The following is a 19,299-nucleotide window of genomic DNA, read 5'->3' on the forward strand; positions in this document are numbered from 1 at the left end:
GCGTCTGCCCACGGCGTCTGCCCACGGCGTCTGCCCACGGCGTTCCTCGTGACGCCGGTCCTGGCTCCCAGGGGCCGGAGGGGCGGAGGTGCCTCGTTCGCCACGCCCTGTCGCGGTTCGTCGCGGCGGGGTGCCGACGGTGGCGCGATGTTCGGGACGATCACCTCCGCCCCTCGTCGCCCCTCGTCGCTCCTGGCGGGGCATGCTGGAGGGATGACCGCGTTCCAGCATCCCCGTTTCGCGCAGGCGTACGTACGGGCGTCCGAGCTCGCCGACCGGCGCGGCGCGTACGCGCACCGCCACCGCCTGCTGGCGGGCCTGCACGGCCGGGTGATCGAGATCGGCGCCGGCAACGGCCGCAACTTCCCCCACTACCCGCCGTCCGTCACGGAGGTGCTGGCGGTGGAGCCGGACGACACGCTGCGCGCCCACGCGGTCGCGCAGGCCAGGTCGGCGCCGGTGCCCGTGTCGGTGGTGCCAGGTCACGCCGACGCGCTTCCGGCCGGCGACGGCACGATGGACGCGGCGGTCGTGTCGCTGGTGTTGTGCTCGGTGCCCGCGCAGAGCCGGGCGCTGGCGGAGATCGCACGCGTGCTCGCCCCCGGCGGGCGGCTGCACTTCTACGAGCACGTACGCTCCCCGCGCCGCGCCACCGGCCTGCTGCAGGACCTGCTCACCCCGGCCTGGCGCCGGGCGGCGGGCGGGTGCCACCCGAACAGGGACACGGTGGCGGAGATCGTACGGGCGGGCTTCGAGGTGACGGAGATCGACCGCTTCCCCTTCGCCCCGCAGCCCCCGATCCCGCCCCTGACCCATGTCCTCGGCACCGCCGTCTTCAAGGGCTGATCAGCGCAGCTTGCCGAAGAACCGCCGCATGTCGTTCACGAGGAGGTCGGGCGCGTCCTGGGCGGCGAAGTGGCTGCCCCGGTCGTAGACGTTCCAGGAGACGATGTTCTTGTGGTCGCGCTGGGCGAACGTCCTGATCGACTGGTAGTCCCAGGCGAAGTTGGCCAGGCCGAGCGGCACCGTCGTCGGCTCCGGCACGCTGGTGCCCCGGCCGTTCGTCTTCTGGGTGGCGGAGGCGGTCGCCGCGTCCTCGTAGTAGAGCCGGGCGGCTGAGGCGGCGGTGTTGGTCAGCCAGTAGATCATCACGTGGGTGAGCACGACGTCGGGGTCGAGCGGGCCGAGGAGCTGGGCGTGCCAGCCCAGCAGGCCGGCGGGCGAGTCGGCCAGGGCGTGCGCGAGGGTCTGCGGCTCGGTGGACTGCAGCTTGTCGTAGGCGCCCCTGTTCTCGGTGAACCACTTGGCGAAGTCGAGCTTGCCGCGCTCGTCCTCGGTGAGCTGCTCCATCTCGGCCGGGTCGCCGGAGGGGAAGGAGAAGACCTGCGTGACGTGCACGCCGACGACGTGCTCCGGGTCGGTGCGGCCCACCTCGGGCGAGACGAGCGAGCCCACGTCGTTGCCGGCCGCGCCGTAGCGGTCGTACCCGAGCCTGCGCATCAGCTCGGCCCAGGCACGGGCCACCCGAAAGCGGTCCCAGCCACGCTCCTTGGTCGGGCCCGAGAAGCCGAAGCCCGGCAGCGACGGGATGACCAGGTGGAACGCGTCCTCCGGGTCGCCCCCGTGGGCCCGGGGGTCGGTGAGCGGGCCGATCACCTCCAGCCATTCGGCCACCGTGGCCGGCCAGCCGTGGGTCAGGATCAGCGGGGTCGCGTCCGGCTCCGGCGAGCGCACGTGCAGGAAGTGGATGGTCTGACCGTCGATCTCGGTGGTGAACTGCGGGTACGCGTTCAGCCTCGCCTCCCATGCACGCCAGTCGTAGTCCGTGCGCCAGTGCTCGACCAGCTGCTTGACGTATCCGACCGGGACGCCGTACTCCCAGCCGGGCGGCACCGGGCCGGCCGGAGCGGAGTCGTCCGGGGGCAGCTCCTCGGCCCAGCGGGTGCGTGCCAGCCGCTGCTGGAGGTCGTCGAGGTCGTCCTGGGGGACGTCGATCCGGAACGGGACGATGTCGTTGCTCATGAGACCAAGCTAGACACCGAACAGGCACAGTCCCTTCCTAATGGACCGGCAGACCGCGAAACGTGCTGGAAACCTCGGCGCGGCTGCTGCGCCTGCTCTCCCTCCTGGGTCAACGCCCTGCAGCGGTGCGCCGTCGCCGTGCCCAGGGACGCCGCCTCTTGAGACGGCCGGTGGTGGTCAGCCCAGGACGGGGAAGTTGCCGCGGAAGGTGCCGCGCGGGTCGCGGGCGCGCTTGATGGCGCGGAGGCGGTCCAGGGTCTGCGGGGTGAAGGCGGCGGCGGCGCGTTCGCCCGGCGCGAGGAAGGTGAACGGCTTGCGGCCCGTCGTGTGCGGGATGAGCGGGCCGGTGATCTGCCGCATGCGGTCGCGTACGGCGGCGCCGCCGTCGGCCCCCGGGATGCCGAACAGGTACAGCGCGAACGGCTCCTCCAGGTGACCCGCGGCGGTGCCGGACGGGCGGGCGAGGGCGCCGCCGAGGTGCCGGACCTGGACGCTGAGCAGCGGTTCGATGGGGCGTTCCAGCAGGGCGGCCGCCACCTCATCGCTCAGGCCGGTCAGGAGCTCGGCCCGCGAGCAGCCCGGGCCCGGGTCGGTGGGCTCGGCGGTGATGGAGCCCAGGCGGTCGACCGGCAGCACGGCGCGGGAGTCGGAGAGCGTGCCGCCGATCTTCTCCAGCGGGCGCAGCAGGGTCTCCGCGTCGCCGGCGTCACCGAGGAAGGTCACGTCGACCGCGACCATCGGGGCGGCGCCGGGAAAGTGCAGGAGTTCGTACCAGACGGTCAGCTCCTCCGGGGCGGTGCCGGTGATCTGCCGGTAGACGTCCAGGACGACCGGGGCCTTGGCGGCCGGCCACAGCAGGCGCCCGCCGTACAGCGTGGGCGCGGGGTGCAGGGCGAACTCGGTCGCGGTGACGACGGCGAAGTCCCCGCCGCCGCCGCGCAGCGCCCAGAACAGGTCGGGGTCGCTCTCGGCGGTCACCCTGGCACGGTCGCCGTCGGCGTTCACGACCTCGAAGGCGCGCACGCTCTGGGCGGCGAAGCCGTGCTTGCGGCCGAACCAGCTGAGGCCGCCACCGAGGGTGTAGCCGGTGACGGTGACCGCGGGGCTGCTGCCGGCCAGGCCGGTGAGTCCGTACGGGCTCGCCGCCGACAGGACGCGCCCCCACGAGACGCCGGCGCCCGCGCGGGCGATCCGCTCGTCCGGGCGGACGTCGAGCTCGTCGAGGCGGCCGGTGCGCAGGAGGATCACCTCGCCGGTGTTGCCACTGGCTCCGTGGCCGCTGGGCTGGGTCGCGACGGTGAGCCCGGTCAGGCGGGCGTACCGGACCAGGGCCGCCACGTCGTCGGCGTCGGCCGCCTCCACGACGGCCCGTACGGGCTGCTCGACCGCCAGGTTCCAGGGCCGCCGCGCCAGGTCGAAACCCTCGTCGCCCGCCACGAGCACCCTGCCGCGCAGTTCGTCCTTGATGTTCATGCTTTCCCGCCCCTTGTGATCGTTGACGGCTCCACCGTGCCGGACCGCGTCTGGGATCGAGCTGGGGTCGAGTTGAGGTGCCCTAGAGTGAGGTCCGGCATACCGGGGGAAAGGGTCATGACGGGGTTGGAGTTCCGGCTGTTCGGGCCGCTGGAGGTGACCGGCGGCGACCGGATCGTGCTGGATCTCGGCACACGCAAGCAGCGCGCCCTGGTGGCGATGCTCGCGCTGGAGCCCGGCCGGGTGGTGTCGCTCGACCGGCTGATCGACGAGCTGTGGGCCGGTGAGCCGCCTGCCGGGGCGACCCGGACGTTGCAGGCGTACATCGCGCACCTTCGCCGGGTCCTGGAGCCCGGACGCCCGCCGCGCACCCCGCCCGGCGTCCTGCTGACCCGCGACCCTGGTTACCTGCTGGCCATCGCGCCGGGGCAGGTCGATCTGTGGCGCTTCACCGCCTGGGCGGACGAGGGCCGCGCGGCGCTGGCTCAAGGCGCGCATGAAAGGGCGGCCGGCGTCCTCGGCCGTGCCCTCGATCTGTGGCGTGGCGATCCGCTCGGGGAGTTCGCCGGTGAGGAGTTCGCCCAGCCCGTCGTCGCCCGGCTCGCCGAGACGCGCGTGACGGCCATGGAGGACCGCTTCGACGCCAGGCTGGCCCTGGGCGAGAGCGCCTCCCTGATCCCCGGCCTCGAGGCGCTCGTGGAGCACCAGCCGTACCGGGAGCGTGCGTGGTCGTTGCTCGTGCTCGCGCTCTACCGGTCAGGCCGGCAGGCCGACGCGCTGGCCGCGCTGCGCCGCGTACGCACCCGCCTGGCCGACGACCTCGGCCTGAGCCCCGGACCCGGCCTGCGCGAACTGGAGCAGGCCGTCTTCGGCCAGGCACCGGATCTGCGCCCTCCCCCGCCGGTCTCCGTGACCGAGCCCGTGCCGGAGCCGGGCGAGGTCGGTCTCATCGCACGCTCAGGCCAGCTGGAGCTGGTGCAGCGCCTGCTGGGCGAGGCGCGGCGCGACCGGGGCGGCGTCGTCCTGGTCACCGGAGAGGCGGGAATCGGCAAGACCCGGCTCGTGCACGCCGCCGCCGACCTGGCCGCCGCACGCGGCTTCCAGGTCGTATGGGGGCAGTGCGTGGACGGCACCGCACCGGCCTACTGGCCATGGCGGCAGATCCTGCGCGAGGCCGGTGACGGCTCAGGGCTGCTGTCCGGCGGGGCGCCCGATCCAGAGCAGGACGTGTTCGGCCTGTACGAGCAGGTCGCCGACGTCCTGACGCGGAAGGAGACGCCGACGGCCGTCGTCCTGGACGACCTGCACTGGGCGGACGTCTCCTCGCTGCGGCTGCTGAGCTTCGTCGCGCAGGCGGCCGTACGGCACCGCCTGCTCGTCCTCGTCACCTGCCGCCCCGAGCCGGGCGACCATCCAGGCGCGCTGCGCGACACCCTCGCCGTGCTGTCACGAGCCGGCGAACGCGTGGAGCTGCGCCCGTTCACCGCCGGTGACGTGGCGTCCTACCTGCGCGCCAAGCGGATCGCCGAAGAGCCAGGGCTGGCAGGAACGCTGCTGGAAAGGACCGGCGGCAACCCCTTCTACCTCGGCGAGCTCCTGCGGCTGCGCGGAAGCGAGCAGGCGGTGCCCGACGGCGTACGCGACGTCATCGAACGCCGCGTCGCCCGGCTGCCCGAGGAGACCCGCGCCCTGCTCCGCGCGGCCTCGGTCGCCGGCCGCGACGTCGGCGCCGGCCTGCTGGAGAGCGTGACCGACAGCACGGCGGAGCAGGTGATGACGTCCCTGGAGCCCGCCGTCGCGACGGGACTGCTCGTCGAGCCGCCGGACGGGGCCGACTACCGCTTCGCCCACGCCCTGGTCAGGGAGGCACTCTACGCCGGGCTCGGCCGGCTGGCGCGATCCCGCCTGCACCTGCGCGTGGGCGAGGCCCTGGAGCCCGTCCTGCCGGAATCGGAGTCGGCCATCCTGGCCCACCACTTCACCCAGGCCGTCCGGTTGGGCGGGGCGGACAAAGCGGTCAAGTACGCCTCCCGCGCCGCCCGGCACGCCGCCGGCCAGCTCGCGCACACGGAGGCCGTCGACTTCTGGACGATGGCCCTGTCGGCACTGCCGCCCGGCCGGGACGGCGAACGGGCCCGCCTGCTCACCGAACGCGGCCAGGCCCACCGCGCCGTCGGCCGGCCACAGGAGGCACGCGGCGACTGGGAGGAGGCGATCCGCCTCGCCCGGACGATGGGCGATCGGGAGGCGCTGATCCCCGCGGTCACCGCCGCCGGCGGGCCTTCCCTGTGGAACTGGCGCGCGTACGGCGTGGTCGACGACGCCATGGTGACGGTCATCGAAGAGCTGCTCGACGGGCCGCTCACCGACCCCGACCGTGCCGCGCTGCTGGGCGCGCTGGCGCTGGAGCTGCACTACGGGCCGCGCGGCGCCGAAGGCGAACGCCATGCCGCCGAAGCCGTCAGGATCGCCAGAGACGTCGGGGACGTCCCCCTGCTGGCCAGGACGATGAACAACTACCTGCTCGCCGCGTTCCGCCCCGGCCGCAACGCCGAACGCCGCGCCGTGGCCGCGGAACTGGCCGCCCTGCCCGGCCTGCCGGTCAGCGGCGAGGTGATGGCGCGGGTCTTCCTGATGTCCTGCCTGCTGCGCGACGGCGACCTGACAAGCTGGGACCGGGAGCTGGCCCGCTGCGAGACGCTGCTGAAGGCGGCGCCGCGTCCTGAGCTGGAGTCGATGGTCCGCATCGCCCAGACCGCCCGCGCCACCCTCGACGGCAGGTGGGACGACGCGGAGGAGCTGCTCGCCGAGTACGGCGACCTGCGGTTCGGCGCAACGCTGTGGGGCCGGTCGTTCCGGCGCCTGGTGACGACATACACCTGCCGCCGCGCCCAGGGCCGAGTGCCCGAGATCCTGGACGACCTGACAACCGCCGCCGACGCCCCCGACCTGATCCCCCTGCGACCGCTCGCCATACTGGCGGCCATAGAGGCGAACCGTCCCGAGCTGGCCCACGACCTGATGGCCCGATGGGGCACCGACATCCCCGACGATTGGACCACCGACTTCCTTCTCCCGATCTGGGCCCTCATCTCCGCCCACCTCGGCACCCCGAACCCCCGCGATCTGTACGACCGCCTGATCCCGTACGCGGACCAACTCGTAGTGGCCGGAATGGGCTCCGCCTGCTGGGGCTCGACCCACCACATCCTGGCCCGCCTGGCCCACCGCCTGGGCGACGACCAAGCAGCCCAAATGCACACCCACGCAGCCCAACAAGCCACCACCGCCGTCGATCTTGTCAGTGGCGGCACTTACACTCCCCGCTCATGAGCAACGAGGAGACTCGCACCGTACGCCTGACGGTTGAAGTTCAGGACTGTGGTGTCGCTCACCTGCTGGACAAGGAACTCGACGGGTATGCCGACGTACCGGCCCAGTCCATCGGACTCATCGAAGTCAAGCAGGGGTGTGCCACCCTCCAGATCACTCACCAGTGGGGTCCGGCCAACTTCACCGTGACAGTCGCCGGCCGAGACCCCGGGGCAGATCTTGCTACCTACGACGACATCGTGGAAATCGGCTACGTGTCCATGTCGGGCGAAGCGGAGATGACGGGGTTCACCTTCGACGAGGCTGTGATGTGTCCCCTTCCCCCGCTTCAGGCCGGGCCTGGAACGTACCGCATCCGGTATCACGTCAAGGGCTTGGATCTGGAGGGCACGGATGATGCTGTCGATGACCACTACCTTCAGATATGGCCCGCCCCCCTTGAGGAGCCCGCTGTGGTCAAGGCCACGAGCAAGGCTTCTGAGTACTTTCTCGACCCGGAGAAGTTCGAGCGCGACCGAGGACTGTGAGCTGCGCTGGTCTGCGGCTCTTCCAAGCCTCCGGCTGATCGAGGCGAACCTCGACCCGAAGGTGATCCAGACCCGGCTGGGGCATGCCACCGTCGCCGAGACAGCTCCACCCCTGGTCACAGGGGTGGAGAGAGACGAGTCGGCCTGTAGGCCGGGTTCTGTCCTTCTTGCGAAGGGGCGACCATCCATCTAGGACCGCCGTTGCCGGCGGTCTCAAGCGGTCTACCCGCGCGACTCGGGCGGGCAGCCCTCGAACGTCGCGCGCGGAACGCCTCGAAAGGCGTCCCTTCTTGACCTTGCTCCGGGTGGGGTTTACCTAGCCGCCCACGTCACCGTGGGCGCTGGTGGTCTCTTACACCACCCTTTCACCCTCACCTTCCGGCCGAGGCCGGGAGGCGGTCTGCTTTCTGTGGCACTTTCCCGCGGGTCACCCCGGGTCGGCGTTACCGACCACCCTGCCCTGTGGAGCCCGGACCTTCCTCGGCGGGCCCGGAGGCCCGACGCGGCCGCCCGGCCGACTCGTCTGGAGGAGGTTATCAAACCTCAGGTCATCCCCAAGTCAACGACAAGATCGGATCGGTGGAATGAGCCGGTCATCGCCTGAGGGGGACGATGGCGCCCCCGGGGCCGTGCCGGTGCATGCCGGTGCCGGCACGGCCTCGACCTCGATCAGCGCAGGTGGGCGGTGTCGTTGAAGGTCTTCACCACGGCGGGGCCGTCGGCGTAGTACTCGATCAGCGACAGGCACGCCAGGTCGAGGTGCATGCGGTAGAGCGCCTGGAGGGGGGCCGTCAGGGCGTCCTGCAGGAGCAGCTTGATGGGGGTGACGTGGGAGACGGCCAGCACCGTGCGGCCCTCGTACCGTTCGATCAGGTGCTCCCTGGCCGCCTGCACGCGGCGGGAGGCGTCGGCGAAGCTCTCGCCGCCCGGCGGGGCGACCGCCGGGTCGGAGAGCCAGGCGGCGAGCTCGCCGGGCCAGCGGCGCTGCACCTCCGTGAACGTGTGACCCTCCCACGCGCCGAAGTCGGCCTCTCTGAGGTCGTCGCAGACCTCCACGTCGAGGCCGGTCTGCTGGGCGACCGCGGCCGCGGTCTGGCGGGCGCGCGTCAGGGGCGAGGTGACGATGACGTCCAGCCGGTACGGCTCCCGCGCCAGCCGCCCGGCCGCCGCCGACGCCTGGGCCAGGCCGTTGGCCGTCAGCTCCGCGTCGCCGAGCCCCGAGAAGCGGCGCTGGACGGACAGCTCGGTCTCGCCGTGGCGCAGGAGGAGGAGCGAGGTGGCGACGCGGGTGGGCGGGGCCCAGCCGGTGCCGGTGCGCTCCCCCGTGCGCTGGGCGGTCTGCTGGGCCGTGGCGACGGAGGCCGTCGGGGCGGACAGCTCGCCGGCGTCGAGGAGGTCGGTCTGCCGTGGTACGGACGGCGCCGCACGGCCGGTGGCGACCGCGGCGCCTCTGACGCGGCCCTCCGGCAAGGCCGAAACGCCCGCCGCACCTCGCGAGGATTCTTCCGGCCGGGCGGAACCACCCGCAGCGGCGCCCCCACCCGGCCCCTCGGGCAGAGCCGAAGCGGCGGTTTCCCGGGACGAGCCGCCGGCGGTCCAGGTCAGGCCCTGGGCGGCGGCGTCCATGGCCTCGTTGGCCAGGCGGTCGGCGTGCTTGTTGCGTTCGCGGGGAATCCAGGTCCACTCCGTCACCCGCAGCCGCCTGACCAGCGAGCCCGCCTCCGCCGCCAGCGGCCGGAGCCCCTCGTTCTTGATCTTCCAGCGGCCCGCCATCTGCTCGATGACGAGCTTGGAGTCCATGCGTACGGCCACCTGGGCGCCCTCGCCGGCCAGGTCGAGCGTGGCACGCAGGCCGGCGATCAGGCCCCGGTATTCGGCGACGTTGTTGGTCGTGACGCCGATCGCCTCTGCCGCCTCCGCCAGCACCTGGCCGTCGGAGGCGTCTTTGACGACCGCGCCGTAGCCGGCCGGGCCCGGGTTGCCGCGCGAGCCGCCGTCGGCCTCGATGACGTAGGTGGTCACAGGCCCGACTCTGGGGTGCGGACGAGGATGCGGCGGCACTCCTCGCACCGGACGACCTCGTCGTGGGGGGCGGCCTTGATCGAGTTCATCTCGGCGATGGACAGGGCCACCTTGCAGCCCTGGCACCGGCCGCCGTGCAGCATGGCGGCGCCGACGCCGTACTGCTCCTTGAGCTTTTCGTAGAGCTTGAGCAGGTCGGCGGGGATGTCGCCGGCGACGCCCCCGCGGCGGCCCTGGACATCGGCCGCCTCCTTCTCGATCTCGGCGAGCGCGGCGTCACGGCGGTCCTCGGCGGCGGAGAGCGCGGCGCGCACCTCGTCGCGCTGGGTGATCAGGTCGGTCACCTTGGTGTCGGCGGCCTCGCGGCGTTCCATGATCTCCAGCACGACCTCCTCGAGGTCGCCCTGCCGCTTGTGCAGCGAGGCGATCTCGGACTGCAGGCTCGCGAGGTCGCGCGGCGAGGTGACGGCTCCGGAGTCGAGGCGCTTCTGGTCGCGGTCGGCGCGGGTGCGTACGGCGTCGACGTCGTTCTCGGCCTTGGTCTGCTCGCGCGCCAGGTCGCCCGCCTCGGTCTCGGCCTCGATGACCTGGGTGACGAGCTTGGCGTAGAGCTTGGAGCGCTCGTCGATCTCGGCCAGCTCGGGCAGGGTGCGGCGGCGATGGGCCAGCCGATCAAGCACGGAGTCGAGCTCAGCCAGGTCGAGCAGTCGCTTCTGTGCCTCAGGGGCTGCTTTCATGATCAATATCCTCTTGTCCAAGCATCGGTGACCGTGGCGGAGACGCGCGTTTCAACGGTAACGCCACTCTCGCGCAGGATGGACGCGGCGCTGTCGAGCCAGGGCCACTCGGTCGCCCAGTGGGCGGCGTCGATCAGCGCGGGCCCGCCGGCCTCCACGAACTCGCTGGCCGGGTGGTGGCGTAGATCGGCCGTGAGGAAGACGTCGACGCCCGCCGCCTTGGCCGCGCCGAGCAGGGAGTCGCCCGCTCCCCCGCTGACCGCGACGCGCCGCACGGGACGGCCGGGGTCGCCCGCCACGCGGATGCCCCACGACGTGCGGGGCAGGCCCTTGGCCACCCGCGCGGCGAACTCCTCCAGCGTCGTCTCCTCCGACGGCTCGCCGATGCGGCCGAGCCCGCGCCACGGGTCGTCGGCGAACGGCTGGAGCGGCACGAGGTCGCCCACCAGCCCGACCGCTCTGGCCAGCGCGTCGGAGACGCCGGGATTGGCCACGTCGGCGTTGGTGTGGGCGGTGTAGAGGGCGATGTCGTTCTTGATCAGGGTGTGGATGAGACGGCCCTTGGGCGTGGTGGTGGCCACGGTGGTGGTGCCGCGCAGGTAGAGGGGGTGGTGGGTGACGATCAGGTCGGCGCCCCACTCCAGCGCCTCGTCGGCCACGGCGGCGACCGGGTCGACCGCCAGCAGCACCCGCCGCACCTCCTGGGCCGGGTCTCCGCTGACCAGCCCCACCGCGTCCCACGACTCGGCCCGGGCGGGCGGGTAGGCCGCCTCGAGCACTCCGATCACGTCCGTCAACGTCACAGCAGCCACCTGCGCAGACTACCGGTACGCGGGAGGCGGAGGGGTGTCGCGGCGGCGGGGTTCGGCGTAACGTAAGTGGATCCTGACTTGCGGAGGGACCGGCATGGCGCCACGCGTCGCGATCATCGGAGCGGGTTTCGGCGGGCTGTGCATGGCGATCCGGCTGGAAAGGGCTGGGATCCACACGTACACCGTCTTCGAGAGGGCCGCGGATCTGGGCGGTACGTGGCGGGACAACAGCTATCCCGGAGCGGGGTGCGACATTCCCTCGCATCTGTACTCGTACTCGTTCGAGAAGTACGCGAGCTGGACGCGGCGCTATCCCGAGCAGCCGGAAATTCTCGACTACCTGCACCATTGCGCCGATAAATACGACGTCAGGCGGAAAATCCGCTTACGGACGGAAGTGCGGCGGGCGGTCTTCGACGGCGGCGCCTGGCAGGTCACCACGTCGTCCACCGAGGGCGAACGCACGGAGACGTTCGACGTGGTCGTCATGGCGGTGGGGCAGCTCAACCGGCCCCACATGCCGGACATATCCGGGATGGACGAGTTCGAGGGCGTCTCCTTCCACTCGGCCCGCTGGAACCACGACCACGACCTGACCGGCAGGCGCGTCGCGGTGATCGGCACCGGGTCGTCGGCGGCGCAGCTCGTACCGCGGGTGGCGGAGCGGGCCGAGCACCTCTATCTCTTCCAGCGCACCCCCAACTGGGTCATCCCCAAGCCGGACGCCGCCTTCGGGCCCTTGACGCGGATGGCGTTCCGGTGCGCGCCGGGGCTGCAGCGGGCGTACCGGGAGTGGATCTACAGGTACGCCGAGGGCACCCTCTATCCGGCGCTGGCCCAGGGGTGGAGCGAGGGGTTACTCAGGCAGCGGGCGCTGCGCCACCTGCGCGACCAGGTGCCCGACCCCGAGCTGCGGGCGAGGCTCACCCCCGACTATCCGCCCGGCTGCAAGCGGGTGGTCATCGACAGCTCCTTCTATCCAGCCCTGACCAGGCCGAACGTGTCGCTCGTGACCGATCGGATCGCCCGCGTCACGCCCAAAGGTGTCCACACGGCTGAGAGCGCGTACGAGGTGGACACGATCGTCTACGCCACCGGCTTCAAGAGCACCGAGTTCCTGGTGCCGATGGAGGTGGTCGGACGCGAGGGGCGGTCACTGGGCGAGCGGTGGAAGGACGGCGCCGAGGCGTACCTCGGCATCTCCGTGCCGGGCTTCCCCAACCTCTTCATGCTGTACGGGCCCAACACCAACCTGGGGCACAACTCCATCATCTTCATGATCGAGTGCCAGGTGGCGCACATCATGGCGTGCCTGCCGCACGTCGGCGCCTCCGGGCCCATCGAGGTGCGGCCCGAGGCGATGGCGGCCTGGCGGCGGCAGCTCGACGTCGCCATGAGCAGGATGGTGTGGGGCGCGGGCTGCAGGAGCTGGTACAAGACGGCCGACGGCCGCATCACCAACAACTGGCCGGGGCCCACGACGCTCTACCGCAGGCTGACGGCCAGGCCGCCGGAGCCCGCGTACCGGGCCGTCGGACCTGGGTAGGACCTGCCGTCTGGTGCGTCGGACCAAGGCCGGACATGAAAGATCGGACCTGGGCACATTGTTGCTGGTCATGACCGCGAGGTAGCGTCCTGGCCATGACGATTCCCCTGCACCAGCGCGCAGTCGTGGCCGACACCCACAACGACCTTCTCATGGCGGTCTCCGCACGCCCGCCGCAGCAGTGGGCCTCGTTCTTCCGTGAGCAGTGGCTGCCGCAGCTCCGCGACGGCGGGGTCGACCTGCAGATCCTGCCCGTCTTCATCGACGACCAATATCTGCCGGAGGGCGCGCTGCGGCAGACCCTGCGGATGATCGAGTGCGCTCACGTGCTGGCCGAGGGCAACCCCGACGAGGTGAGCCTCTGTCTCGACGCCGCCGCCATCGACCAGGCGCTCGACGCGGGCAAGATCGCGTTGGTGCTGGCCATGGAGAGCATGCCCGGCATCGACGCCAGCGTCGAGCTGATCCCCACCATGCACCGGCTGGGGGTGCGGGTGGCGTCGATCGCCCACTTCGGGCGTACGCCGCTGGCCGACGGCAGCGGCCAGGACGCCACGGGCAGCCGCCTCACCTCGCACGGCGTCGAGGCGCTGCGGGAGATGGAGCGGCTCGGCATGATCTTCGACGTCTCCCACCTGGGCGCCTCCGGCGTCGCCCACGTGCTCGAGCTCGCCACCAGGCCCGTCATCGCCACCCACTCCTCGGCCCGCGCCCTGCGCGACCACCACCGCAACCTCACCGACGACCAGCTCCGCGCCGTCGCCGCCAACGGGGGCGTGGTCTGCGTCAACTTCTTCGCCCCGTTCCTCGCCGAGCGCACGGAGGACATGACGCTCGACCGGCTGCTCGACCACATCGAACACGTCGCCTCCGTCGCCGGCATCGACCACGTGGGGCTGGGGCCCGACTTCATCCGCGAGGTGATGGACGACCTGACGCCGCCGTGCTGCGAAGACGTCCACGCGAGGGGCGTCGACCCGAAGGCGGCGATCCCCGGCCTGGAGGGGCCGAGAGGGCTGCCCATGGTGACGGAGGGGCTGCTGGCGCGCGGCCTCCCGGAGAAGGACGTCATGCGGATCGTCGGGGGCAACGTCCACCGCCTGCTCGGGGAGCTGCTCTGATGCCGCTTCCCGTACGTCCGGACTCCCGCGCCACCGCGGCGGCGTTTCACGCCCGGACGACCGGTGGAGGTCCGGTGGCCGGCACCATCGCACCGGCCTCCCGCGTCCGCATGGGCGGCGCGATCGCCTTCCGCCCGCCGGCACGGCGGGCGGTCAGCGCGGCCGCTTCTTCTACGCGGCCCCGGGGCGCCGCCGGGGTGAGCGCCTCTCCGACCACGACCGCTTCTCACGGGGGACGACCGGCATGACGGACAGCACCACCTCTCCGCAGCTCGCGGCCATGCTGGCCGATCTCGAGGAGCTGGTCACGTGTGAGTCGTTCTCCAGCGACCTGGAGGCCGTGGCCCGCAGTGCCAAGGTGGTGGCCGCGATGGGGGCGCGCCACCTGGGCAGCGGGCCCGAGTTCCTGGTGATCGACGGCGTGACGCACCTGCGCTGGTCGTTCGGTACGCCCAAGGTGCTGCTGCTCGGTCACCACGACACCGTCTGGCCGATGGGCAGCCTCGCCACCCACCCCTGGTCGGTGGTCGACGGGGTGGCCAGGGGGCCGGGTGTGTTCGACATGAAGGCGGGGCTGGTGCAGACGTTCCACGCGCTGGCCGGGCTCGGCTCGCTCGACGGCGTCACGCTGCTCGTCACCGGTGACGAAGAGGTGGGCTCCATCACGTCGTCGCGGCTGATCCAGGACACCGCGCGCGGGCTGGCCGCCGCCTTCGTCATGGAGGCCAGTGCCGACGGCGGGGCGCTGAAGACGGTCAGGAAGGGCACCTCGCTCTACACCGTCAACGTGCACGGCAAGGCGGCGCACGCCGGGCTGGAGCCGGAGAAGGGGGCCAATGCGGGCATCGAGCTCGCACACCAGATCCTGGCCATCGCCGGGCTGGGCGCGGGGGCGACGACCGTGACGCCGACGGTCCTGTCCGGCGGCTCGACGCTCAACACCGTCCCCGCCTTCGCCTCAGTCGGGGTGGACGTGCGGGTGGCGGAGGTGGCCGAGCAGGAGCGGGTCGATGCGGCGATGCACGCGCTGCGGCCCGTCGTGCCCGGCACCCGTCTCGACGTCGTCGGCGGGCCCAACCGGCCGCCGCTCGAAGCCTCCATGTCGGCCTCGCTCTTCGGCCTGGCCCAGGAGCTGGCGGCGGGGCTGGGCCTGCCCGCACTGACCTCGGCCTCGGTGGGCGGCGCCTCTGACGGCAACTTCACGGCCGGCGTGGGCTGCCCCACCTTGGACGGCCTGGGCGCCGTGGGCGGCGGGGCACATGCCGACCACGAACACGTCCTGGTCTCGGAGCTCCCCAGCCGCACCGCCCTGCTCCGCGCCCTGCTCGAAGCCGTCCGCTGAGCCCTCTGCTCCCGCCGCCCACTCCCCCGCCTCCACCCGCGCGACCGCGTCATCACGAGCCCGCCACGACGGGCCGCCTGACCCCTGTGGCGGCCCGCCCGATCACGCGGCCGGGGTGCGGGGTGCCGGGTGCGGGGTGCCGGGTGCCGGGTGCCGGATGCCGGATGCCGGATGCGGGGTGCATGATTTGGCCCGGTGGGTGTGGGTGCCGCGGGGCCGTGCACCTGCCGAGGACGTGGACGCGTGGACACGTCGGTGTGGGGCGCGTGGCTCCCCGCAGGCGTGAATGTGGGTTCACTGGGCGCGGGTGAAGCGGGTGCCCAGAGTGTGGAAGCGGGTGAGGAGTTCTGGGGGGCTGATGACGCGGAAGTCGGCGTCCAGGGTGCCGACGGCCATGATCGGCCAGTCCAGGCTGTCGGTCATCATGTAGACCATGCATTGGCCGGGCTCGGTTTCCTCCACTGTGGCCCAGCGGCCCATGCGGGTGCGGACCTCTTCTGCGGGGGCGTAGACGAGGACCTGGGTGCGGTAGGACTGCGGGGAGACGTTGTCGAGGCTTGACTGGATGAATTCGGCGGCGTCGGCGGTGGGGAGGTCGCGGGGGCGGAAGCGGGCGCCGGTGCTCTGCGGGTCGGACAGGCGGTCGATGCGGAAGCTGCGCCAGTCGTGGCGGGTGAGGTCGTAGGCGACCAGGTACCAGCGGTGGCCCAGCGACACCAGGCGGTGCGGCTCGGCGTGGCGCTCGGTGGTGCGGCCGTCGGCGGCGGTGTAGGTGAAGCGGATGCGTTCGTTGTCGCGGCAGGTCAGGGCGATGGTGGTGAGGACGGACGGGTCGGCGGCGGCCTTGGCGGGGTTGCCCCAGCCGGCGGAGACGGTCATGGCGCGCAGCGCGTCGATGCGGCGGCGCAGGCGTACCGGCATGACCTGTACGACCTTGGCGAGCACCCGTACGGAGGACTCGGCGATGCCCTCCACCGGGTTCTGGGCGGCGGCCTGGAGGCCGACGGCCAGGGCGACGGCCTCCTCGTCGTCGATCACGAGCGGCGGGAGCGCCGCACCGGCGGCGAGCTGGTAGCCGCCGTCGACGCCGCGCTGGGCCTGCACCGGGTAGCCCAGCTCGCGGAGCCGGTCGATGTCCCTGCGCAGGGTGCGCGCCGACACGCCGAGCCGTTCCGCCAGCTCGGCGCCTGGCCAGTAGCGGTGGGTCTGGAGGAGGGACAGCAGGCGCAAGGTACGGGTGCTGGTGTTCGCCATGTTTTTCAGTCTCTCCGCTATTGAGGACGGAAAGTGGCCACAATGGGCGTCATTCTTTAGGTGAGCGAGCGAGAACGCAACCAAGGAGGCACCGCCCATGACCGTCGACACGCCGAGCACGAGCAGCACCGCCGAGGTGATCGCTGGGGTGACCGCCGAGGTGATCGCTGAGGTGACCGGTGAGCGCGCCGACCTGCTGGCCGAGCTGGCGCAGAGCCGGTACTTCCTGCGCTTGACCACCCAGGGCCTCACCGACGAGCAGGCCCGCATGCGCACCACCGCCAGCGCGCTGTGCCTCGGTGGCCTGATCAAGCACGTGAGCCAGGTCGAGAAGGGCTGGGTGGACTTCATCCTGAACGGCACTTCTGCGATGAAGAACTTCGCGGACATGACCGAGGAGGACTACGCCGCGCGGGAGGCGGAGTTCGAACTGCTGCCCGGTGAGACGCTGGCCGAGGTGCTGGAGACGTACGAGGAGGTGGCCAGGAGGACGGACGAGGTGGTCGCCACCCTGCCCGACCTGGGCGTCGCCCACCTGCTTCCCGAGGCGCCGTGGTTCCAGCCCGGCGTCCGGTGGTCGGCCCGGCGGGTGCTGATCCACATCGTCGCCGAGACGGCTCAGCACGCCGGGCACGCCGACATCATCCGTGAGTCGCTCGACGGCGCGAAGAGCATGGGCTGAGGCCCGCCTGTGTCTCCACATGCTGCCCGCCCCGGCCCCGGTACGCAGAGGCCAGGTGCGGGGGTGGGGACGGGGGTGGGGACGGGGGCGGGGGTGGGGGCGAAGGGTTGCGGGGTTCGGGGGCGTGCGTAAATGAAGGCATGGAGCACGAGGAGGCGGCGGCCAGGGCCGGTGTGACGGTCAGGGAGTTGCGGGAGATCGGCGAGTTCGAGCAGGTCTACCGGCTCTTCGACGAGATCTGGCGCCCTGGGCCGACGAACGTGCCGGCGACGGTGGAGCTCATGGTGGGGTTCGCGCACACCGGGAACTACGTGGCGGGCGCGTACGCGGGTGACGAGCTGGTCGGGGCGTCGGTGGGGTTCCGTGCCGCGGGGCGGGCGCTGCACTCGCACGTGACGGGGGCCGTGGCGGGCCGGGGCATCGGGTACGCGCTCAAGGCGCACCAGCGGTGGTGGTGCCTGGAGCAGGGGCTGGAGCGCGTCACGTGGACGTTCGACCCTCTGGTACGCCGCAACGCCCGCTTCAACCTGGTCAAGCTGGGCGCCCGCCCGGAGGAGTACCTGCCGGACTTCTACGGCGTGATGGCCGACGCGATCAACGAGGGGGACGCCTCCGACCGCCTCCTGGCCGTCTGGCATCTCCAGGAGCACATCGAGCCGAACGACGAGCCCAGGAACGCGGCCATCACGTTGTGGGAGGGGCCGAACGGGGAGCCCGTTCGCGAAACCGGCGACAAGAGCCGGTTCCTCCTGGTGGGCACGCCGAGCGATGTGGAGAAACTGCGGCGCGACAACGCGTACGCGGCGCGGGCCTGGCGCCGGGCGATGCGGGAGACGCTGGGCGGAGCCATGGCGGCGGGCGGCCATGTGGTGGGTTTCACCACTCGCGGAGAATACGTCGTGTCGATTACTTAGGTATTCCACTGCTGTTTTGGATCTCTGTAATGTGGCGGCAGGAATGCCGAGCAAGGAGATCCGCATGACGGAATTCACCCCAACCGTTCCTGCGCGAGTCCTACCGACCGTCGAAGTCCGCGACCTTCCCGAGCCACCCCGATCGACCTGGCGCATCATCGGCCCCGGCCTGGTGGGCGCAGGGGTCGGGCTGGCGTCGGGCGAATTCATCCTCTGGCCGTACATCGCCTCGCAGGTCGGCCTGATCTTCATCTGGGGAGCCGCGATCGGCATCATCACCCAGTGGTTCCTCAACATGGAGATCGAGCGCTACACGCTGGCCACCGGCGAGACGGCGCTGACCGGGTTCAGCCGCATGTGGAAACACTGGGGCCTGGTCTTCGTGATCATGACGTTGTGCTCGAACCTCTGGCCGGGCTGGGTGACCACGTCCGCGACGATGGTGACGTACCTGACGGGCTCAGGACAGGGCTCGGTGCGCTACATCGCGATCGGCATGCTGATCGTGATCGCGGCCGGGCTGACGCTGGCGCCCGTCATCTACACGCTGCTGGAAAAGGTGATCTTCGTGAAGATCGCCCTGGTCGCGACGCTGGCGATCGTGGCGATCGTGGTCGCGATCAACGCGGAGAGCTGGCTGCAGCTCGGCCGCGGCCTGACGGTCGGCGCCCGCTTCCCGGTCCCGCCGCTCGACTTCGCCGTCCTGATGGGCGCCATCGCGTACGCCGGTGCCGGCGGCGGCCAGAACCTGTGCCAGAGCAACTGGATCCGCGACAAGGGCTTCGGCATGGGCCTGTACGTGCCGCGCCTGGTCAGCCCGGTCACCGGCCACGAGGAGGCGGTGTCGTCGACCGGCTACCAGTTCGCGCCCACGAAGGAGAACCTGGCGCGCTGGAAGGCGTGGTGGCGTTTCGCGAACGTGGAGCAGGCGTGGACGTTCGCCATGGTGTCGTTCGTGACGATCGCGCTCATGTCGATGCTGGCGTACTCGACGGTGTTCGGCCGGCCGGGCCTGGAGAACAGCATCGCGTTCCTGGAGGCCGAGGGCCGGGTGCTGATGGACGTCGTCGGGCCGTGGTTCGGTGTGCTGTTCTGGGTGATCGGGGCGCTGGCGTTGTTCGCCTCGGCGATGGGCATCGTCGACTACACCTCGCGGCTGGCCTCCGACACCCTCAAGACCGTCTACCTGCGGGACAAGGCGGTCTCGGTCAACCGGGTCTACTTCATCGTGGTGTGGGCGATCGCGCTGGTCGGCACGGTGATCCTGCTGGCGGGGCTGGACCAGCCGCTGATCCTGCTGGTGTTCTCGGCGTGCTTCGCGGCCGTGATGATGTTCGTGTACTCGATCCTGCTGATCATCCTCAACAGGAAGGCGCTGCCTGAGGCGATCAAGGTGCGGTCGTACCGGCTGGGTGCGCTGGTCTGGTCGGTGCTGTTCTTCGGCACGCTGACCGTGATCGTGGTCTTCCAGCAGGCGCAGAACCTGTTCGGGTGACGGCGGGCGCGCCGGTGCG

At 71.6% G+C, this 19,299-nt stretch carries 16 protein-coding genes and 1 other RNA gene; 9 read left to right on the forward strand and 8 right to left on the reverse strand.

Features of this window, described 5'->3' with window-relative positions; translation table 11 throughout:
• The first annotated feature begins 213 nt into the window (after nucleotides 1-213).
• On the forward strand, nucleotides 214-846 hold the full coding sequence (locus tag ACFFR3_RS26200) for a class I SAM-dependent methyltransferase (protein ID WP_379483998.1): 633 nt from the start codon (nucleotides 214-216) through the stop codon (nucleotides 844-846).
• Here ACFFR3_RS26200 and ACFFR3_RS26205 read toward each other — a convergent pair whose 3' ends face one another.
• Together ACFFR3_RS26205 and ACFFR3_RS26210 are read right to left on the reverse strand one after the other, a co-directional pair.
• Nucleotides 847-2,022 carry an epoxide hydrolase family protein gene (locus tag ACFFR3_RS26205; RefSeq protein WP_379483999.1) on the reverse strand — a complete coding sequence of 392 codons (1,176 nt, stop codon included), beginning with the start codon at nucleotides 2,020-2,022 and terminating at the stop codon, nucleotides 847-849.
• A 177-nt stretch (nucleotides 2,023-2,199) separates the two neighbouring features.
• Nucleotides 2,200-3,495, reverse strand: coding sequence for an FAD-binding oxidoreductase (locus ACFFR3_RS26210; RefSeq protein WP_379484000.1), 1,296 nt, complete (start codon nucleotides 3,493-3,495; stop codon nucleotides 2,200-2,202).
• Nucleotides 3,496-3,612: 117 nt separating this feature from the next.
• Between ACFFR3_RS26210 and ACFFR3_RS26215 the strand changes: the two genes are divergently transcribed.
• Together ACFFR3_RS26215 and ACFFR3_RS26220 are read left to right on the forward strand one after the other, a co-directional pair.
• Nucleotides 3,613-6,828 carry an ATP-binding protein gene (locus ACFFR3_RS26215; RefSeq protein ID WP_379484001.1) on the forward strand — a complete coding sequence of 1,072 codons (3,216 nt, stop codon included), beginning with the start codon at nucleotides 3,613-3,615 and terminating at the stop codon, nucleotides 6,826-6,828.
• Nucleotides 6,825-7,355, forward strand: a complete 531-nt coding sequence (locus ACFFR3_RS26220) for a hypothetical protein (protein WP_345387448.1) — start codon at nucleotides 6,825-6,827, stop codon at nucleotides 7,353-7,355. Before ACFFR3_RS26215 ends, ACFFR3_RS26220 begins: the two co-directional genes overlap by 4 nt.
• Nucleotides 7,356-7,486: 131 nt before the next feature.
• Here the strand turns inward: ACFFR3_RS26220 and rnpB are convergent.
• From rnpB to ACFFR3_RS26240, 4 genes are all read right to left on the reverse strand, one after another.
• Nucleotides 7,487-7,877: RNase P RNA component class A (rnpB, locus tag ACFFR3_RS26225), an RNA gene on the reverse strand.
• Between the two features lie 147 nt (nucleotides 7,878-8,024).
• Nucleotides 8,025-9,377, reverse strand: coding sequence for a bifunctional RNase H/acid phosphatase (locus ACFFR3_RS26230; RefSeq protein ID WP_379484002.1), 1,353 nt, complete (start codon nucleotides 9,375-9,377; stop codon nucleotides 8,025-8,027).
• Nucleotides 9,374-10,114 carry a zinc ribbon domain-containing protein gene (locus ACFFR3_RS26235; protein ID WP_364363616.1) on the reverse strand — a complete coding sequence of 247 codons (741 nt, stop codon included), beginning with the start codon at nucleotides 10,112-10,114 and terminating at the stop codon, nucleotides 9,374-9,376. The genes ACFFR3_RS26230 and ACFFR3_RS26235 overlap by 4 nt, the downstream gene beginning before the upstream one ends.
• Before the next feature lie 2 nt (nucleotides 10,115-10,116).
• Nucleotides 10,117-10,917: a Nif3-like dinuclear metal center hexameric protein gene (locus ACFFR3_RS26240; protein ID WP_364363613.1), complete on the reverse strand. Its 801-nt coding sequence runs from the start codon at nucleotides 10,915-10,917 to the stop codon at nucleotides 10,117-10,119.
• Nucleotides 10,918-11,020: 103 nt separating this feature from the next.
• Between ACFFR3_RS26240 and ACFFR3_RS26245 the strand changes: the two genes are divergently transcribed.
• From ACFFR3_RS26245 to ACFFR3_RS26255, 3 genes are all read left to right on the forward strand, one after another.
• A complete protein-coding gene (locus tag ACFFR3_RS26245) occupies nucleotides 11,021-12,472 on the forward strand; it encodes a flavin-containing monooxygenase (protein ID WP_379484003.1) in 1,452 nt (483 codons plus the stop codon).
• A gap of 95 nt (nucleotides 12,473-12,567) precedes the next feature.
• Nucleotides 12,568-13,593 (forward strand): dipeptidase, encoded by a 1,026-nt coding sequence (locus ACFFR3_RS26250; protein WP_364363607.1) that lies wholly within the window; start codon nucleotides 12,568-12,570, stop codon nucleotides 13,591-13,593.
• 244 nt (nucleotides 13,594-13,837) lie between these two features.
• Nucleotides 13,838-14,935, forward strand: a complete 1,098-nt coding sequence (locus tag ACFFR3_RS26255; protein ID WP_364363604.1) for a M20 family metallopeptidase — start codon at nucleotides 13,838-13,840, stop codon at nucleotides 14,933-14,935.
• A 52-nt stretch (nucleotides 14,936-14,987) separates the two neighbouring features.
• Here ACFFR3_RS26255 and ACFFR3_RS26260 read toward each other — a convergent pair whose 3' ends face one another.
• A complete protein-coding gene (locus tag ACFFR3_RS26260; RefSeq protein WP_379484004.1) occupies nucleotides 14,988-15,119 on the reverse strand; it encodes a hypothetical protein in 132 nt (43 codons plus the stop codon).
• A gap of 110 nt (nucleotides 15,120-15,229) precedes the next feature.
• Complete coding sequence (locus ACFFR3_RS26265; protein WP_364363601.1) at nucleotides 15,230-16,189, reverse strand: helix-turn-helix transcriptional regulator; 960 nt, start codon at nucleotides 16,187-16,189, stop codon at nucleotides 15,230-15,232.
• A 97-nt stretch (nucleotides 16,190-16,286) separates the two neighbouring features.
• Between ACFFR3_RS26265 and ACFFR3_RS26270 the strand changes: the two genes are divergently transcribed.
• The 3 genes from ACFFR3_RS26270 (at nucleotide 16,287) to ACFFR3_RS26280 (ending at nucleotide 19,280) form a co-directional block, all read left to right on the forward strand.
• The gene (locus ACFFR3_RS26270; RefSeq protein WP_345387460.1) at nucleotides 16,287-16,871 is read left to right on the forward strand and encodes a DinB family protein; all 585 of its coding nucleotides are present in this window, start codon (nucleotides 16,287-16,289) and stop codon (nucleotides 16,869-16,871) included.
• A gap of 140 nt (nucleotides 16,872-17,011) precedes the next feature.
• Nucleotides 17,012-17,785: a GNAT family N-acetyltransferase gene (locus ACFFR3_RS26275; protein WP_364363595.1), complete on the forward strand. Its 774-nt coding sequence runs from the start codon at nucleotides 17,012-17,014 to the stop codon at nucleotides 17,783-17,785.
• Nucleotides 17,786-17,849: 64 nt separating this feature from the next.
• Nucleotides 17,850-19,280: an Nramp family divalent metal transporter gene (locus ACFFR3_RS26280; RefSeq protein ID WP_345387464.1), complete on the forward strand. Its 1,431-nt coding sequence runs from the start codon at nucleotides 17,850-17,852 to the stop codon at nucleotides 19,278-19,280.
• Nucleotides 19,281-19,299: the final 19 nt, after the last annotated feature.

This window comes from Nonomuraea salmonea (genome assembly GCF_042428605.1).
GTDB lineage: Bacteria > Actinomycetota > Actinomycetes > Streptosporangiales > Streptosporangiaceae > Nonomuraea > Nonomuraea salmonea.

Excerpts from the sequence above, each read along its gene's own strand:
- ACFFR3_RS26275 (WP_364363595.1), top strand. The coding sequence starts at position 17,012 with ATGGAGCACGAGGAGGCGGCGGCCAGGGCCGGTGTGACGGTCAGGGAG.
- ACFFR3_RS26265 (WP_364363601.1), bottom strand. The coding sequence starts at position 16,189 with ATGGCGAACACCAGCACCCGTACCTTGCGCCTGCTGTCCCTCCTCCAG.
- ACFFR3_RS26260 (WP_379484004.1), bottom strand. The coding sequence starts at position 15,119 with ATGCACCCCGCATCCGGCATCCGGCATCCGGCACCCGGCACCCGGCAC.
- ACFFR3_RS26200 (WP_379483998.1), top strand. The coding sequence starts at position 214 with ATGACCGCGTTCCAGCATCCCCGTTTCGCGCAGGCGTACGTACGGGCG.
- ACFFR3_RS26215 (WP_379484001.1), top strand. The coding sequence starts at position 3,613 with ATGACGGGGTTGGAGTTCCGGCTGTTCGGGCCGCTGGAGGTGACCGGC.
- ACFFR3_RS26280 (WP_345387464.1), top strand. The coding sequence starts at position 17,850 with ATGACGGAATTCACCCCAACCGTTCCTGCGCGAGTCCTACCGACCGTC.
- ACFFR3_RS26205 (WP_379483999.1), bottom strand. The coding sequence starts at position 2,022 with ATGAGCAACGACATCGTCCCGTTCCGGATCGACGTCCCCCAGGACGAC.
- ACFFR3_RS26235 (WP_364363616.1), bottom strand. The coding sequence starts at position 10,114 with ATGAAAGCAGCCCCTGAGGCACAGAAGCGACTGCTCGACCTGGCTGAG.
- ACFFR3_RS26220 (WP_345387448.1), top strand. The coding sequence starts at position 6,825 with ATGAGCAACGAGGAGACTCGCACCGTACGCCTGACGGTTGAAGTTCAG.
- ACFFR3_RS26210 (WP_379484000.1), bottom strand. The coding sequence starts at position 3,495 with ATGAACATCAAGGACGAACTGCGCGGCAGGGTGCTCGTGGCGGGCGAC.
- ACFFR3_RS26255 (WP_364363604.1), top strand. The coding sequence starts at position 13,838 with ATGACGGACAGCACCACCTCTCCGCAGCTCGCGGCCATGCTGGCCGAT.
- ACFFR3_RS26250 (WP_364363607.1), top strand. The coding sequence starts at position 12,568 with ATGACGATTCCCCTGCACCAGCGCGCAGTCGTGGCCGACACCCACAAC.
- ACFFR3_RS26270 (WP_345387460.1), top strand. The coding sequence starts at position 16,287 with ATGACCGTCGACACGCCGAGCACGAGCAGCACCGCCGAGGTGATCGCT.
- ACFFR3_RS26245 (WP_379484003.1), top strand. The coding sequence starts at position 11,021 with ATGGCGCCACGCGTCGCGATCATCGGAGCGGGTTTCGGCGGGCTGTGC.